Genomic DNA, 16,548 nt, shown 5'->3' on the forward strand with positions numbered 1-16,548 from the left:
GGCCGGAGGCGGTTCGCCGACCTTGCCAGGGGCATCCGTACGTAGCATGTGCAGGTATGACGATGTTGGCTGACGAGAGCATCCACCCGTTCCGTATCGACGTCCGTCAGGACGAGCTGGATGATCTCCACGAGCGCCTTGACCGCACCCGTTGGCCGGACGAACTGCCCGGAGTGGGCTGGGCATACGGTGTTCCGCGGGACTACCTCGAGGACCTTGTGAGGTACTGGCGGCACGAGTACGACTGGCGGGCCGCGGAGGCCCGGTTGAACCGGTGGCCGCAGTTCACCACCGTGATCGACGGGGCGAACATCCACTTCGCCCACCTCCGTTCGCCCGAGCCCGATGCGACCCCGCTGGTCATGACGCACGGCTGGCCGGGCTCGATCGTCGAGTTCGCCGAGGTCGCCGGTCCGCTCACCGACCCGCGAGCCCACGGCGGCGACCCTGCCGACGCGTTCCACCTGGTGCTGCCGGGCATTCCCGGGTTCGGGCTGTCCGGGCCCACGACGGACCAGGGGTGGGAGTTCAAGCGGGTGGCCGGAGCGTTCGCCGTGCTGATGGAGCGTCTCGGCTACGAGCGGTACGGGGTGCAGGGAGGCGACTGGGGAGCGGCCATTTCCCGGGAGCTCGGCCGGACACGGCCCGAGCATGTCATCGGCGTACACCTCAATCTGCTGCCGAACTCGGCGGCGACACAGGCCCCCGGCGCGGAAGATCTGGACGCTCTCGACTCCGCCGAGCGCGAACGCACGCTGGCCTCCTGGGCACGCATGCAGGAATGGAGCCGTGACCGCCAGGGTTACGCCGACATCCAGTCCACCCGTCCGCAGACCCTGGCCTACGGTCTCACCGACTCGCCCGTGGGCCAACTGGCCTGGATCGTGGAGAAGTTCAAGGAGTGGACCGACTCCCGCGACCGTCCGGAAGACGCCGTCGACCGCGACCAGATGCTCACCAACGTGATGCTGTACTGGCTGACCGGCACAGCGGGCTCGTCCGCCCGCATCTACTACGAACGCGCGCATGCCGACTACTGGGGCACGCCGCCCGAGCCCTCGACGACGCCGACCGCGCTGGCCGACTTCCCACGCGACAACTTCATTCCGCTGCGCCACATCGCGGAGCGGACGAACAACATCGTGCAATGGACGAGTTACGACCGTGGCGGACACTTCGCGGCCATGGAGCAGCCGGACGTGCTGGTCGGCGACATAAGAACATTCTTCCGAAGCGTGAGTGACCGCCGGAGCCACCACGGATAGCCAAGTCGTGCCGGGCCGTCGGCACGGCGCCGCTGATCACCGACGGAAAACGGCTCGCTTCAGGTCAACTACTGCGTCGTGCAAGGCTGTAGACGAGGACCAGCACAGCCGCCGCCATCACCAGCACGTGTAACCATGCGGGGGCGGCGGAGGCGTCGGCGGCCACGGTCGTCGTGAGCGAGGTCATCATGATGTCTCCTTCAACAGGGTTGTCCGAGACGGAATCGCGGTCGTCGCGTGCGTTCCGCCCTCACCGTGCGGTGGTAACGGATGTCCGTCCGGCCGAAGGGCCGGTCGGGTCAGCGCCGGTTACAGCTGTCCCGGCCCGACCGGCCTCTTCAGCAGTTGGTATGCGTGTGCCCCCGTATCGAGAAGGCAGACCTGTCGCGGCTCAGTCGTCGCGTGCGAGGGCATGTGTGCCGGCTGCGGGGGCGGCCCGCAGCCCGCTCGCGTGGTCATCCCCGGCCCTGCCGGCCCATCTCAGGCCCCGGCGAGTCCATCGATGCGTTCCCGGAGCAGATCGGCGTGGCCGTTGTGACGTGCGTACTCCTCGATCATGTGAACCATGATCCAGCGAAGGGACACCCCGTGATCGCCTAACTGGCCGGCATCCCGCTCGGACAGGCGGCCCGAGTCGTCAAGTGACGCGGCCGCGGTGAGCTCACGGCCTTGAGCGACTTCCGCCTGCCAGCGGGCCATTGCCTCTTCGAGTCCTTGGTCCGGACGAAGGGCGAACCCGTCTCTGTTGTTCTCCCCGAAGACCAGGGGCACATCCTGACCGGCGAACACACGCTGGAACCAGTTGCGTTCCACCTCCGCCATGTGCTGGACAAGGCCCAGCAGCGTCATCGCCGAGGGCGCCGCCGAGGCCAGCCGTACTTGATCATCATGGAGACCCGAGCATTTGAGGGCGAGAGTCGCGCGGTGGAAGTCGAGCCACGCTTCCAGCATGGCGCGCTCATCGGCATGCGCGGGCGGGACGGGGCGTCCATCCGGTGTCGTCGTCATCACCGAATCCTGGCAGAAACCGCCATGACCGCGTCGCGTACTGCGCCTCGTACGGACCGCGCGGGAACAGGGGTTGCCGGGCGTGGGCGCTTCCCGTTCCCGGTCAGCGGTAGCCTTGGCGTATGAGCGCACGGAGCAACTGGCCCCCGGAGGACGGCGGGCCCGCGCCGGCCGCGTCGCCCAGTGACGGTCCGCAGATCACCCATGCCGAGTGCCGGCAATGCGGCACGCACATCGCCGGTCTGGACGGCCGCTACAGCTGCGGGGTGTGCGGCTGGGTCAACCACCACTCCGAAGGTCACCGCGAGCTGCCCACCGCCGAGGACGACACCGACACCACCAACCACCTCGCCTGAGGAGCGACGGCCGACTCCTGACCGACAGCGGTGTCGCGGTTCGGCGCCGGTATGCGGGATGTCCCGTCCCGGTCGGTCCCGTCCCGGTCGGTCTCGCCTCGTCCGCCTCGGCAGCCTCTCAAGCCTGAGACGGGTGCGGCGGCGTGCCTTCTGCGAGAACGAGTTCCAGCAATCCAGGAAACCGTGCGTCGAACTCGGGCTGCCGAAGACGGTTGAGCCTGCGTGACCCCTTGTCCACCTGCTCCAGCAGTCCGGCGGCGCGCAACACGGCGAAATGGTGGCTTGCGGTCGCTTTCGAAACCGGTAGATCGAATGTCCCGCATGCCCGGCTGAAGTCCGGCTCACCGGCGCACTCGCGCAGGATCGAGCGCCGTACCGGATCGGCGAGGGCATCGAGCGCCTCCTGCAGGCTCACCTCCGCCGGGTCGGCGTGGACCAGGTTTCTGGCACGGCGCGCGCCCGGGTCGGTCATGGCGGCCCCTCCTCGGCTTGACATGTTAGATCACCATCGTACAGTGACTAGTGTTAGATCTGCATCTAACAATCTGTATCCAACCCAGTGAGGCGTGCCATGTCAGAGTCGATCATCAGCGGGCCGCGAGTGGCGGTGGTCACCGGAGCCAGCCGGGGAGCCGGCAAGGGCATCGCCCTCGCACTCGGAGAGACGGGGGCGACCGTCTACGTGACGGGGCGCAGCCGGCAATCGTCCGACTCGCCCTACGGTGGCACGATCGCGGAGACCGCCGCGCTCGTCGACGAAGCCGGTGGCAAGGGCGTCGCGGTGGCCGTCGACCATTCCGACGACGAGGCCGTGGCGGAACTGTTCGCCCGGATAGAACGCGATCACGGCCGACTCGACATCCTGGTCAACAACGCGGCCCAGGTGGTCAACGCCCCGCCCCCCGGGAGGTTCTGGGAACAGCCGCTGGAGGCAGCCGATCTCATCACGGTCGGCCTGCGGTCGCACTACGTCGCAAGCTTCCACGCCGCGCCCCTGCTGATCGCCAATGGCCGAGGACTGATCGTCAACACAGGTCACTACGGTGCCGTGGCCTACCACGTGGGACCCGCCTACGGCGCCCAGAAAGCCGGCTCCGACAAGATGGCCGCCGACATGGCCAAGGAGCTGCGCCCGCACAACGTCGCCGCCGTCTCGGTCTGGATGGGCGGGCTGGACACCGAGCGCGTACGCGCGCACTTCGCAGCACTGCCCGCCGAGGCCAGGCCGACCAGCCGGCGCGAATCACCGCAGTTCACCGGCCGGGTGATCGCGGCCCTCTACGCGTCCGACGATCTCATGCGGCTCTCCGGCAGGGCGCTGATCGGCGCCGAACTGGGGGCGCACCTCGGTATCACCGACATCGACGGCGGCGCCCCTCTCTCCCTGCGCTACACCCTGGGCGGGCCACCGGAGCTCCACCCCAGCCTGTACTGACACCGCTCGGCAGCCTCGTGGCGGCGCGTGCACGGTCACTCGCCGCCCAGCAGGGGTGGGTGGGGATGGTGACGCAGCGCGTCCAGGACGACGCGCACCGCCGCGCGAGGTGGTGCGCCGCGACGGATCACCGCCGTGATCGTGCGCGTCACGGGAGTCGTGAGTTCCCTGGTGACCACGCGATACCGGGGGTCGACCGCCAGGCCGGGCAGCAACGCGATCGACAGTCCCGCCTCGACGTGCTGAAGAGTCATCAGGTAATTGCCGAACCGGCACACCACCCGTGGCTCGAACCCCGATTGGCGGCACAGGCGCAGCGCGAGATTCGCCATGTACGACTGAGGCATGTCGAACGCCCACGGCTCGTCCGCGTAGGCCGCGATGTCCACGGTGCCGCGTCCGGTCGCGGGATGCCCCGGCGGTACCACCAGCAGGATCGGGTCCGTGGCCAGCGGCACGAGATCGAGGTCCGGTCCCAGGGGGAGCTCGTCGAAGTTCGTGGTCGTGATGATGATGTCCGCGTCGCCTCCCCGCAGGGCGGGCATGCTTTCGTGGGGTTCCATTTGCAGCAACTCGACGGTGAGACCCGGGTGCTCGCGCGCCAGGCGCGTCACCGCCGGCACGGTCATGGAGTGAATCGCGCTCTGGAACGCCCCCATCCTCACCAGCCCGGCCGGCTCCTCGTCGAACCCGCGCAGCTCCGCCTCGACGGCGTCCATGTGATCGAGGATCGCCCGCGCCCGCCGCGCGAGGATCAGCCCGGCCGGGGTCAGTCGCACCCGGCGTCCCGTTCGTTCCAGGAGTCGTGTGCGCGTCTCGGCCTCGAGCAGGGCGAGCTGTTGCGAGACGTTCGACGGGCTGAGGTTGGCGGCTTTCGCGACCGCCCGAATGGTGCCCAGCGTGTCCAGCCGGCTCAGCAGCTTGAGCCTCCACGGGTTCATCACGCTCCTATTGTTGTGCGGTTCCACCGAACAGGAAAGCCGCATTTGTGAGATGGACGTGTCGCTCGGCGCGGCTTACCGTCGGGAGCATGGCTGCTTCGACCTCCCCGCCGTCCGCCGACACGTTCTGGGCCGACGCCGAAAGTCACCTCGTCCGCTACGGCGGCGAGTTCACCCGCGAGATCATCGACCGCGCCGCCGGCAGTTTCCTGTTCACCGCGGACGGCCGGAAGATCCTCGACTTCACCTCAGGCCAGATGAGCGCGCTCCTCGGGCACTCGCACCCGTCGATCGTCGCGACCGTCCAGCGGCAGGTGGCGACCCTCGATCACCTCTACAGCGGCATGCTCAGCCGTCCGGTGGTCGATCTCGCCCGACGGCTCGCCGGGACGCTGCCCGCGCCGCTGGAAAAGTCGCTGCTGCTGACCACCGGCGCCGAATCGAACGAGGCCGCGATCCGGATGGCCAAGCTCGTCACCGGCAAGCACGAGATCATCTCGTTCGCGCGGTCGTGGCACGGGATGACGCAGGCCGCCGCGTCCGCCACCTACAGCACCGGGCGCAAGGGCTACGGCCCGGCCGCGCCCGGCAATTTCGCCATCCCCGTGCCGAACGCGTACCGGCCCGACTTCACCACGGACGACGGCTCACTGGACTGGAGCCGTCAGCTCGACTTCGCCTTCGACCTGATCGACGCCCAGTCGACCGGCAGCCTGGCCGCGTGCCTCGTCGAACCGATTCTGAGCTCGGGCGGAATCATCGAGCCGCCGGTCGGGTATTTCGCGGCGCTGCGGGAGAAGTGCCGGGAACGCGACATGCTGTTGATCCTCGACGAGGCCCAGACGGGCCTCTGCCGCACGGGGACGTGGTACGCGTTCGAGCGCGACGGCGTCGTCCCCGACATCCTCACGCTGTCCAAGACACTCGGCGCCGGACTCCCCCTCGCGGCCGTGGTGACCAGCGCCGAGATCGAGGAGGAGGCGCACAGGCGCGGGTTCCTGTTCTTCACCACGCATGTGGCCGATCCGCTGGTGGCCGCGGTCGGCAATACCGTTCTCGATGTCCTGATCGACGACAAGCTCGACGAGCGCGCGCGGTCGCTCGGCGCGTTTCTCCGCGACGGTCTGGCGGGCATCGCCGACCGCCACACGGTCGTCGGCGATGTCCGCGGCCGGGGCATGCTGGCCGGGCTCGAACTCGTCGTCGACCGTGAGACGAAGCGGACCTCGGACGAGCTGGGCGCACGGGTCACGCGTCGGTGCCTCGAACTCGGCCTGCACACGAACATCGTCCAGCTCCCCGGTATGGGCGGGGTCATGCGGATCGCGCCGCCGCTGACCGCCACCGAGGACGAGCTTTCGCTGGGCCTGACGATTCTGGACCAGGCGATCGGTGAGGCCGGCGCAGGGCTCTGACAGGCCGTTTCCGCATCAGGTTCGTCCCGGATCCCCCGCCGGCTCAGCCGGCCGTCGGAGCGGCTCGCGCGGTTACGCCGATTCGGTACCAGGTCAGGGCTGCGGGAAGCCACCGCCCCTGTCGTCCGGGTCCGAGGTCAGGGTGCGTATTACCCTCTGGCTCTCCGGCGACGGTGCTGCGCATCACCCGGCGAGTACCTACCTCTGGTACCGCGATCCGCCGGCGAACACCGTGGTCGATCAGGACGCTGACGGACCCGCAGCCCGAAAGCGGTGCGGCCGTTGGTTCATATGAATCGAACGGAAAGGGAAATCCCCATGAAGGCATTCCAGGCCGTCACCGAGGCGATCGCCACTGAGGGGCTCGACCACTTGTTTGCCGTGATGGGGGACGCGAATCAGGACATGATCGTGGATCTGGGCGAACGGCATGGCGCGACCTTCGTGCACGCACATCATGAAGCCGGCGCCGTCGGCATGGCCGACGGTTACGCGCGGTTCAGTGGCAGGCCCGGTCTCGCGTCGGTCACCCAGGGCCCCGGCTACACCAACGCCACGACCTCGCTGGTGGCCGCGAGGCTCCACCGCACACCCCTGATGGTGATCGCGGGACATACCTCACTGAGTGACCCGTACAACCCGCAGGGCATGGTGGACCAGACGGCGCTGGCCAAGCTCACCACCGAAGCCGGCGTTCGACTGGATTCCGTTCACAACATGGACTACTGCCTCGGTGAGGCGTTCCGTCAGATCAAGGTACGGAAAGGGCCGTTCATCCTGAACCTGCCCCAGGACATCCAGCAGACGGAAATGCCGGACCCCGACTGGTCGTACCGGCCCATGTACTGTTCCCATTCCCTCCAGCCGCCGCGTACAGAGGATGTCGAAGAAGCGGCCACGTTGCTCGCGGCGGCCAAGCGCCCGACCATTCTCTGCGGGCTCGGCGCGAGAAACGCCCAGGCGGAGTCCGAGATCCGCAGACTGGCCGAGCATCTCGGCGCGCCCGTCGCCGTCTCCGTTCTCGCCTCCGGATTCTGTGCGGACTATCCGCAGTATCTGGGCATCAGTGGCGGACTGGGTTCGGATCTGACGGTGAACACCCTCACCGAGAGCGATGTGATGGTGGTCGTGGGCGCCAGTCTGAACGAATGGACGACCCACTTCGGAAAGATCCTGGAGAACGGGAAGAGGATCATCCAGATCGATGACCGGCCCGATGCCTTCGGCTGGTTCGCCCGCGTCGCCATCGGCATGGCGGCGGATGCCGGAACAGCCGTGGCGGCCCTGGCGGACCGGCTCGGCGAGACCATGGCCGCTCGCCAGCCCGACGCGGGGCTCGTGCAGCGGATCCAGGAGCAGGACAGGAAGCTGCGGAGCGTGCGGTTCACCGACGGGGACGCGACGGATCCGCGACGGGCGGCCCTCTACCTGGAGGACGCGCTGCCGAAGGACGACCGCATCCTGGTGCTGGACGGCGGCCACGCGGCCATGGTCTGTACGAAGGTCCTCACCGCGCCGCGCGCGGAGAACTGGAGCATCGGCTGGGATTTCGGCGCCGTCGGCCAGGGACTGGCCATCGCGATCGGTGCCTGCTTCGCGCGCCCGCGCGAGCGCGTCACGCATGTGACCGCGGACGGCTCGTTCATGATGAACGTCGCTGATTTCCAGACTGCGGTGCGCCACAAGCTGCCGCTCACGGTGATGGTGTTCAACGACAACGCGCTGGGCCAGGAGAAGCATGATCTGATCCACAAGAAGCTGAACCCGTCCTACGCCGAGATGCCGCAGCCCGACTTCGCGAAACTGGCGGCCGGCTTCGGAGCCAAGGGCTTCACGGTGCGGACGCCGGACGACCTCGGCGAGATCGACAGGGCGCTGGCCGTCGAGGAGGGCCCCGTCCTGGTCGACGTACGCATCAACGGTGATGTCGAACTGGCGGTCAGCTGGGAGATCGCCAAGCATCTGAGCTGAGGGTCGTTCCGTCAATGATCTCGGCCGTGCCTGTCGGCCCGCTCATCGCCCGCGTCTCCACCATGCCGGGTGTCAACCACGGGTTGACACCCGAAAGGCTGTCAACCTAAGGTTGCCTCATGGTGGAACCGACGCAGATAAACAATCCAGTCCGCCTCGACGACCTCATCGAGGCCATCAAGAAGGTGCACGGCGACGCTCTCGATCAGCTCCAGAGCGCTGTCGTCGCCGCTGACCATCTCGGCGACGTGGCCGATCACCTCATCGGCCACTTCGTCGACCAGGCCCGCCGCTCCGGCGCCTCATGGACCGAGATCGGCAAGTCCATGGGCGTCACACGGCAGGCCGTACAGAAGCGGTTTGTGACGAAGGACGAACAGACGCCCGACGCGAACCAGGACTTCGGCAGGTTCACCCCGCGTGCGAGGAGCGTCGTCGTCGCGTCCCAGAACAAGGCCCGCGACGGTGGTCACACACAGATCGGCACGGGGCATCTCGTACTGGGCCTGCTCGACGACCCGGCGGGACTGGCCTCACAAGTGCTCGTCGCCCAGGGCGTACAGCTGGCGACGGTCGCGGAGGCCGTGACCGAGGCGCTGCCGGAGCCCTCCGGTGAGCCCGTGCCCGACCTCATCCCCTTCGACGCACGGGCGAAGAAGGCCCTTGAGCTCACCTTCCGGGAGGCCCTGCGGCTGGGCCACAACTACATCGGCACGGAGCATCTGTTGCTGGCGCTGCTGGAACAGGAGGACGGCGAGGGCGTGCTCAGCGGGCTCGGCATCGACAAGACGCGGACCGAGGAGCACGTGTCCGCCGCGCTGAAGGCGATCCGGGAGAAGCTCCAGGAGTAGCGGTGGCGCCATCGGCCCGCCCGTGCCCGGCGGGCGGGCCCCACTGCGGCGACGCCGCCTGTTCCGGGGGGGCAAGCCACCCCACAGCCGTGTGACCGGCCTCGCGAGGCGGCGAACCGCGAGCCTCGATGACTCCTACTCGCGTGCCGCCCCCTGTTCTCCCGCCAGGCCCAGCAGTGTGCCGGCGGTGAGGGCGACACGGTCGGGGAGGTCGGCGACGAGGACGTGTTCGTGCCGGGCATGCGCCCCGTCGCCGGTGGCGCCCATGCCGCACAGGACCGGGCGGCCGAGGGCGGCGACGAAGTTGGCGTCGCTGCCGCCGCCGACGAACAGTTCGGCCAGGGGCGCCCGGATGTGCGTCGCGACACCGTCGGCCAGCGCGAAGAGACGGCGGCCTCCGGGGCCGGGCTGCATCGGCGGACGGTTCCAGCCGCCGGCCACGGTGATGGTGACCCGGGGGTCGGCGGCGACCAGACCGGCCAGCACCCGGTCCACGCGCTCGATCTCCTCCTGCGTGCTGACGCGGACGTCCACGAGGCACGTCGCCTCCCCCGCGATCACGTTGCGGGCCGTACCGCCGCTGATACGGCCGATGTTGACGGTCGTCCCCCGTGCCGGAGCGGCGGCGGCGACCAGGTCCCGGATGACGTCGGCCAGTGCGTGGATGGCGCTGGCCCCCTTCGCCGGGTCGAGGCCGGCATGGGCTTCGAGGCCCGTCGCGGTCAGGGTGAAGATGCCAACACCCTTGCGGCCCGCCTTGATCCCCCACTCGCCGCCCGGCTCCAGCACCAGCGTGGCCACGGCGCCGTCGGTGGCCCGTTCGATGAGCGGCCGGGACACGACGCTGCCGGTTTCCTCGTCGCCGTTGAACACGAAACGCACGGTCGGCCGCGGCAGACCCAGTTCGCGCAGGGCGCGCAGAGCCCACATCCCCTGCGCCAGACCGGCCTTCATGTCGAAGGCCCCCGGGCCCGAGACGGTCCCGTCGGCGAGGGTGAACGGCCACTCGGCCGTGGTGCCGGCCGGCCACACCGTGTCGTAGTGGCCGACGACGGTCACCGTGGCGCCGCCGGCGGTGCCGTCGTACTCGGCCTCGATGACGTCGCCGAGCTCAGGATCGCGGTGGCGTACGGTACGGCTCGGGTCACCCAGCCGCTCGGACAGCAACTCCTGAAGCAAGTCGGCGGTGGCGTCGAGGAGTGGCTTGTCGTCGCTCGGCGATTCCTGTTCGACCAGTCGGCGCAGATCGGCGAGGTAACCGTTTCGGTGGTCCGGTTCGCGGCACCAGGACGCGATACGGGACAGCACGTCGCCGTCAGGAACGGGCAGGGGCGCGGATGCGGATACGGGTGCCGACATGTTCTCGGTGTTTCTCCTGTTTCTCTGGGTTTTCCCCGGGTCCGGGCCCGGGTCCGGGTCTCTGGGTCCGGTCCGGGTCTCCGAAGGATGTGAAGGAGGAGTACGACGCGTCAGTTCGTCGGGGCTCCAAGGCCGAACGGAAGGCCCACGGAGTACCAGGCGATGAAGAGCAGCGTCCATACGACAAGCATCGCCAACGCGACCGGGAGCGTCAGCGACATCAGCGTGCCGATGCCCGCGCCGGGCCGGTACCGGCGGACGAAGCCGAGGCAGAGCACGAAGTACGGGCTCATGGGGGTGATGGCGTTGGTGCAGGAGTCGGCGATCCGGAACAGCGCCCAGGTGGTCTCGGGGGCGACCTTCAGCAGCATCAGCATCGGCACGAACACCGGGCCGATCAGCGCCCACATGGCGGAGCCGCTGGTCAGGAGCAGGTTCATCACACTGACGACGAGGATGACCCCGACGAAGATGACCGTGAGCGGCACCCCGGAGGAATCCAGCAGCCCCGCCCCGGTGATGGCCATGACCTCACCGATGGCGGTCCACTTGAAGTAGGCGAGGAACTGCGAGATCGCGAAGAACAGCACCAGGATGGGGGTGAGTTCGCGCAGTCCCCGAGCCATCATGTCGGGGATGTCCTTGGCATCGCGGACCACCCCCACCGCCCGGCCGTACGCCACTCCGGTGGCGAAGAAGAGCAGGGAGAGGAAGACGGCGATGTTGTGGACGAGCGGCGAGTCGATGACGGCGCCGTGCTCTCCGCGCAGGGGTGAGCCGGCCGGCAGCGCGGCCGCGGCGATGGCGGCCATCAGAGCGAGGGCGGTGAACGCGGCGGCGCGCAGCCCCCGGCGTTCGTCGTCCGTCAGTGACAGGTCCGGGAGTTCCTCGGTCTCGGCCGGTGCCCCGGACTCGCCGCCGGGCGCTGCTTCCGACTCCGCGGTGTCGTCGGCCGCCATCATCGCCAGTCGGCGGGTCAGCAGCGTTTCGGCGACCAGGGTGATGACCAGCGCCAGGATGACCGATGAGGCGAGCGAGAAGAAGTAGTTGGCCACCGGTGTGACCGTGTACGAGGGATCTATGGTGTGCGCCGCCGCCGTCGTCAGCGCGGCCAGTGTGGCGTCCGACGGTGTGACCAGCGGGCTGGCGGCGTGTCCGCCGGAGACCGCGACGAAGGCGACCACCGCGCCCAGTACGGGATTGCGTCCGACGGAGCGGTAGGCGATCGCACCCAGCGGGATCATCACGACGAACGCCGCGTCGGAGGCGATGTGGGCGACCATCCCCGTGAACGCGATCATGAAGGTGACCGCCCTCAGCGGGACCTTCGCCAGCGCGGCCCGCAGCATGGCGGTGAGGAGCCCGGCCCGGTCGGCGACCGATACGCCGAGCATGACGACGAGGACGACCCCGAGCGGCGGGAACGTCGCGTAGTTGTCGATCAGGCCGTCGAGCATCATCGTCACGCCGGCGTCCGAGACCAGGCTGCGCACCACGACCGTCGCCCCGTCCGTGGGCGATTCGGCGGAGACGCCGAGGCCGTTCAGCCCCCAGCTCAGGACGACCAGGGCCGCGCTGAGTATCACGAACAGCCAGAACGGATGCGGCAGTCTGTTGCCGACGCGCTCTATGACGCCGAGCGTCCGCAGCGTGAACGCCACGGACCCCGCCGGGCGCTCCTCCGTCGTCTTGGTCACCACATCGACCCCTTCCCGCATGGCGGATTGATTCGCCATGGGATCCCATGGTGGGTGAATGTGTCAATGAACCCTTGATTATCAGCTGTTTCGACCGTGTAACTTTCTGACAGTGAAGAGATTAGGATCAAGGCATGCCCTCGCCCACCGTCACCATGCGACGGTCATCCGCGCGCCCGGAGGAACGGTTGCTCGATGACGTCGATCTCGATCTGGTCGCGGCGCTCCAGATAGCGCCCCGTACCCCGGTCAACGCGCTCGCGGAGGTGCTGGACAGCTCGCCCAGCACCGTCGCCCGCCGTCTGTCGCGGCTGCGCACGGAGCGGCTGCTGCGGGTGGTCGGCCGACTGGACTGGCCGCTGATCACCACGGAGAACCCGCGTCAGGTGTGGATCACGTGCGAACCGGGACGCTCCCAGGAGGTCGCGCGGCGCATCCTGGAGCTGGCCGAGGTGCAGACGCTGCTGCTGACGACCGGGAGCGCCGACATCTATTGCAGCGTCTACCCGCTGCTCGGGACCGATATCTTCGATCTGCTGACCAACCGCCTGCCCGGTATACCGGGCATCGTCTCCACGGAGTCCCAGCTGGTCCTGCGCGCCCACACCATGGGCCAGACCTGGCGGCTCCACCGGCTCACGGGCGAGCAGACCGGGCGGCTCCACGAGCACGCCGTACAGATCACACAGGAACGACGGACCTCGCCGGAGCAGTTGTCGGAGCTGGAGCGGCGCACGGCGGAGCTGATGGTGGCCAACGGGCGGATCCCGGCCGCCGACATCGCCCGCGCGCTGGACGTCAGCCGCTCGACGGCGTACCGCACCTCGCAGGCGCTTCTGGAGTGCGGCGCCCTCTGGCCCCGGGTGGAGATCGAACCCACCCTGCTGGGCTTCCCGCTCAACGCCCTGATGTCGTTGACGGTCCTCCCCCAGGCCATCCCGGGCCTGCTCGACACCCTGGGCAGCCACCCCTCCGCCCGCTATGTGTCGATGGTGGCCGGCTCCTCGTCGGTGATCCACTACGGCGTCTTCCGTGACGAGGAGGACCTGGCCCGCTTCATCACCACGGATCTCGGGGCCTTCCCCGAGGTGACGACGGTCAATACGTGCGTGGGTGTCCGCGTGCTGCGCCGCCACTGGACCGCCCGCGACGGCGTCCGCCTCGGCGACCGGGTCGACGGCTTCCTTCGCCATCTCCGGCCGGTGGACGACAGCGCCGAGGCGCCGGACTGATCACGCCCCGGAACGCCCCGTGGCGTGGCGAAGCCGCTGACCGGTCGCCGGCTCCCGCCGCTGACGTGGCGGTCAATGGGTGAGCTGGCGCCGTACCAGCTCATGAAGCCGGCCGTTCGTGTCGGCGAGCAGGTCGGCCGGCGGCCCCTGCTCCACGACGCGGCCGTCCGCCATGACGAAGACGCGGTCGGCGTCCATGACGGTGGACAGCCGGTGGGCGATCACGAGGCGGCTGGCACGGAGTCTGTTCGTACTCTCGGTCACGACGCGCTGTGTCGCGTTGTCCAGGGCGCTGGTGGCCTCGTCGAAGAACAGGATGCGGGGACGGCGGATGAGGGCCTGGGCGATCATCAGGCGCTGGCGCTGCCCGCCGGAGATCGCGCCGCCACCGGAGATCAGGGTGTGCAGGCCCATGGGCATGCCTCTGATGTCGTCGGCGAGGCCGGCCATCTCGGCGGCTTCCCACACCTCCTCCTGGGAGAACGTCTCGGCGCCGCTGACGCAGTCCAGGATCGACCCGGTGAACGGCTGCGCGTTCTGGAGGACGACCCCGCACTGCCGGCGCACGGCCGCCTGGTCGAGAGCGGACAGATCCTGGCCGTCATACAGCACACTGCCCGAGAGCGGCTGGTCGAAGCCGATGAGGAGCCGGAGCAGGGTGGACTTTCCGCAGCCGCTCGGGCCGACGATCGCCACGAACTCGCCCGGCCGGATCTCCAGTGACACGTCGTCCAGAATCAGCGGACCGTCGGCGGAATAGCGGAAGGAGAGGTTCCGGGCCTCGATCGCGCCGGACAGCACACCGGGCTGGGTGCTGGCGGTGCGGACCTCGGGGGGCTCGTCCAGCACCGGCTTGATCTGTTCGAACATCGGCAGTGCGGCTGCCGTCGACACGAACGCCCCGGTCAGCTGGGTGACGGAGGTCAGCAGCATCGTCACGGAGGTGTTGAAGGTGAGGAATTCGGCCGCCGACATGCTGTCGCGCGCCGGGCCCGCCAAGAGCATGAACATGGCGAGGGAACAGAGCGGCAGATAGACCGCGTCGAGGACCGTGGTCAGGTTTCTGATCCGGCCCGTACGCTGCTGAAGTTCGCGGGAGCGCGCGAACTCGTCGGCCCACGCCGCGTACGCGAAGCTCTCGGCAGCCGCGACCCTCAGCTTGGGCAGCCCGCGCAGGGTCTGGAACGCCTGGTTGTTGAGCTTGTTGCTCAGCTCCACGAGCCGTCGCTGCCAGCGCACCTGCCACAGCCCCATCCCGAGGAACACGGCCGCGATGACGATCAGCATGGCGATCGCCGCCAGCGCCAGTGGCACGCTGAACCACAGCAGCAGGACGAGGTTCATCGCGCCGACCGTGCCCGCCTGCACGGCCACCGGGCCGACACCGGAGAGCACCCGGCGGATGGCGCTGATCCCCATGGCCGCACTGGCCAGTTCGCCGGTGGAACGGCCGGTGAAGAACCGCGCGGGCAACCGCAGCAGCCGGTCCCAGACGGCGGGCTGGAGCACGCTCTCGATCCGGCCCTCCAGCCGCAGCAGGGTCAGGTTCTGCAGCAGCGCGAACGCGGCGGCCACCACGCTGGTGATCATGACGGCCAGCGAGACCTGCGCGATGAGGCTCGTCTCGGCGTTCGGTACGAAGACCCCGAGCACCTGCCCGGTCGCGATCGGTACCAGCGCGCCGAGGCCGACCGTGACCAGCCCGCTCAGCACGAGATTCCGGGCGTCGGCGCCACTGCCACGCAGTCCGAAGCGCATGAGCCGCACCGGTGTCATGGGCCGGTCGGGCAGCGGCCGGTAGAACATGACGGCACGCGGCTCCAGTTCCCCGGCGTTGTGCGGGCCGAGCCGCATCCGCAGCCCCGAGGCCGGGTTGACCGCCTCGTACCGGCCGCGCCGCCACAGCAGTGCGACCGGCGCGCCCGACTTCGCCCAGTGGCCCACCAGCGGGCCGGCGTCCGTACGCCACCAGTTCCCGTCGAGCCGGACCGCACGGGTACGGATCCGGGCGGCGACGGCGATACGTTCGACGGGGCCGACGCGATCGTTGACCGGGCCGTTCCTCGGCGGTCCCGAGAGGGTGATGCCACCGGCTTCGGCGACCACCTGGCAGATGGCGAAGGCGGCCTCGTCACCGCCCGTCCCGGGCTTCCCCGCCGCGCTCCGTCCGGTTCTGGCGGGCCCGTCGATGGAGGCGATCAATGCCTGGTCCGCCTGCGCGCGTACCGCCTCACCGGCCTTGATACCGGCCGCGGTCCGGTCGGCGTGGGCGTTCTCCAGCCGCTCGATCCAGCGGTCGACCGCGGACAGCAGCCGCTGCTGCTGGTCGACCATCCGCTGCCACAGCGCGCCGTCGACCAGCAGGTCACCGGCCGCCTCGGCGCTGTACGCGGCGCCGTACGCCACGCTGCCCGGAGGGACCTGCATCCACAGGAGGTCGTCATCGTCGGTCAGGGCGTCGTCGCCGCCGGGGCGGCCGTCCAGCGGCGCTTCCAGCAGGACGCCGAGACCACGGCCGATACCGAGCGCGAACGCGTGCTCCAGCGGAGTCGGTGCCGGTGGCCAGCTCCCGTCCGCGCTCGGCCGCGCGTACGGTCCGAGCGGTCGCGGATCCTGTTGCGGGTCATGCTGCCCGTACGGGTCGTACTGCCGCTCGTACGGGCCGTACTGCTCGTGCTCCCCGTACTGCCCGTCGTACTCCGCGCGGTACAGCTCGCGCAGGGGGATCCGGCGCAGCAGGCACTCCTGCGAGGGCTTGCCCGCCAGGGTGTGCTGTGCGCCGTCGACCGGGCCGAGCAGCAGCGCGCCCGCTTCGAGGCGGCCGAGATAGTGCCAGTGACCCTGCTCGGCGGCGTCGACGGCGAAGAGGTCCAGCGTCCCGTCCATGACGAGCCACAGCACATGCGGCCCTTCCAGTGGCACGCTGCCGAGACCGGTGTGGTCGAGTGGCGCGCCGAGGGCGCCGAGGGCGTGGATCACCGCGCCGGTGCCGTCCGCGGGCGGGGGAACGGACGCCAT

At 69.3% G+C, this 16,548-nt stretch carries 14 protein-coding genes; 7 read left to right on the forward strand and 7 right to left on the reverse strand.

All coding sequences use genetic code 11. The annotated features are described in order from the left end of the window. Window positions 1–56: 56 nt before the first annotated feature. Window positions 57–1,265 carry an epoxide hydrolase family protein gene (locus ACIOGX_RS26615; RefSeq protein ID WP_401916858.1) on the forward strand — a complete coding sequence of 403 codons (1,209 nt, stop codon included), beginning with the start codon at window positions 57–59 and terminating at the stop codon, window positions 1,263–1,265. A gap of 64 nt (window positions 1,266–1,329) precedes the next feature. Here the strand turns inward: ACIOGX_RS26615 and ACIOGX_RS26620 are convergent, their stop codons facing one another. Both ACIOGX_RS26620 and ACIOGX_RS26625 read right to left on the reverse strand, forming a co-directional pair. Then, window positions 1,330–1,455 (reverse strand): hypothetical protein, encoded by a 126-nt coding sequence (locus tag ACIOGX_RS26620; protein ID WP_401916860.1) that lies wholly within the window; start codon window positions 1,453–1,455, stop codon window positions 1,330–1,332. 290 nt (window positions 1,456–1,745) lie between these two features. Beyond that, entirely contained in the window at window positions 1,746–2,273 is a 528-nt protein-coding gene (locus tag ACIOGX_RS26625; RefSeq protein WP_401916863.1) for a DinB family protein, read from the reverse strand. A gap of 122 nt (window positions 2,274–2,395) precedes the next feature. On the opposite strand from ACIOGX_RS26625, the gene ACIOGX_RS26630 reads away from it, so the two are divergent. Continuing rightward, window positions 2,396–2,629 (forward strand): hypothetical protein, encoded by a 234-nt coding sequence (locus ACIOGX_RS26630; RefSeq protein ID WP_401916865.1) that lies wholly within the window; start codon window positions 2,396–2,398, stop codon window positions 2,627–2,629. 118 nt (window positions 2,630–2,747) lie between these two features. On the opposite strand, the gene ACIOGX_RS26635 is transcribed toward ACIOGX_RS26630, so the two are convergent. Next, a complete protein-coding gene (locus tag ACIOGX_RS26635; protein ID WP_401916868.1) occupies window positions 2,748–3,101 on the reverse strand; it encodes an ArsR/SmtB family transcription factor in 354 nt (117 codons plus the stop codon). Window positions 3,102–3,200: 99 nt separating this feature from the next. Between ACIOGX_RS26635 and ACIOGX_RS26640 the strand changes: the two genes are divergently transcribed. Then, window positions 3,201–4,064: an SDR family NAD(P)-dependent oxidoreductase gene (locus ACIOGX_RS26640; protein WP_401916870.1), complete on the forward strand. Its 864-nt coding sequence runs from the start codon at window positions 3,201–3,203 to the stop codon at window positions 4,062–4,064. Between the two features lie 35 nt (window positions 4,065–4,099). Here the strand turns inward: ACIOGX_RS26640 and ACIOGX_RS26645 are convergent, their stop codons facing one another. Beyond that, window positions 4,100–5,050, reverse strand: a complete 951-nt coding sequence (locus ACIOGX_RS26645; protein WP_356513636.1) for a LysR substrate-binding domain-containing protein — start codon at window positions 5,048–5,050, stop codon at window positions 4,100–4,102. Window positions 5,051–5,094: 44 nt separating this feature from the next. Here ACIOGX_RS26645 and ACIOGX_RS26650 point away from each other — a divergent pair, with 44 nt between their 5' ends. From ACIOGX_RS26650 to ACIOGX_RS26660, 3 genes are all read left to right on the forward strand, one after another. After that, window positions 5,095–6,420, forward strand: a complete 1,326-nt coding sequence (locus tag ACIOGX_RS26650; RefSeq protein WP_356513634.1) for an aspartate aminotransferase family protein — start codon at window positions 5,095–5,097, stop codon at window positions 6,418–6,420. Window positions 6,421–6,738: 318 nt separating this feature from the next. After that, a complete protein-coding gene (locus ACIOGX_RS26655) occupies window positions 6,739–8,391 on the forward strand; it encodes a thiamine pyrophosphate-binding protein (protein WP_401768364.1) in 1,653 nt (550 codons plus the stop codon). Between the two features lie 119 nt (window positions 8,392–8,510). Beyond that, window positions 8,511–9,242 carry a Clp protease N-terminal domain-containing protein gene (locus ACIOGX_RS26660; RefSeq protein ID WP_383964289.1) on the forward strand — a complete coding sequence of 244 codons (732 nt, stop codon included), beginning with the start codon at window positions 8,511–8,513 and terminating at the stop codon, window positions 9,240–9,242. A gap of 135 nt (window positions 9,243–9,377) precedes the next feature. Here the strand turns inward: ACIOGX_RS26660 and ACIOGX_RS26665 are convergent, their stop codons facing one another. Together ACIOGX_RS26665 and ACIOGX_RS26670 are read right to left on the reverse strand one after the other, a co-directional pair. Continuing rightward, window positions 9,378–10,601 carry a M20 family metallopeptidase gene (locus ACIOGX_RS26665; protein WP_401916874.1) on the reverse strand — a complete coding sequence of 408 codons (1,224 nt, stop codon included), beginning with the start codon at window positions 10,599–10,601 and terminating at the stop codon, window positions 9,378–9,380. 110 nt (window positions 10,602–10,711) lie between these two features. Continuing rightward, entirely contained in the window at window positions 10,712–12,337 is a 1,626-nt protein-coding gene (locus ACIOGX_RS26670; protein WP_356513626.1) for an AbgT family transporter, read from the reverse strand. A 95-nt stretch (window positions 12,338–12,432) separates the two neighbouring features. On the opposite strand from ACIOGX_RS26670, the gene ACIOGX_RS26675 reads away from it, so the two are divergent. Then, window positions 12,433–13,530 (forward strand): Lrp/AsnC family transcriptional regulator, encoded by a 1,098-nt coding sequence (locus tag ACIOGX_RS26675; RefSeq protein WP_401916877.1) that lies wholly within the window; start codon window positions 12,433–12,435, stop codon window positions 13,528–13,530. 72 nt (window positions 13,531–13,602) lie between these two features. On the opposite strand, the gene ACIOGX_RS26680 is transcribed toward ACIOGX_RS26675, so the two are convergent. Continuing rightward, complete coding sequence (locus tag ACIOGX_RS26680; protein WP_401916879.1) at window positions 13,603–16,548, reverse strand: NHLP bacteriocin export ABC transporter permease/ATPase subunit; 2,946 nt, start codon at window positions 16,546–16,548, stop codon at window positions 13,603–13,605.

The sequence above is a fragment of the Streptomyces sp. NPDC088147 genome (assembly GCF_044741565.1).
In the GTDB taxonomy this organism is placed as follows: Bacteria; Actinomycetota; Actinomycetes; order Streptomycetales; family Streptomycetaceae; genus Streptomyces.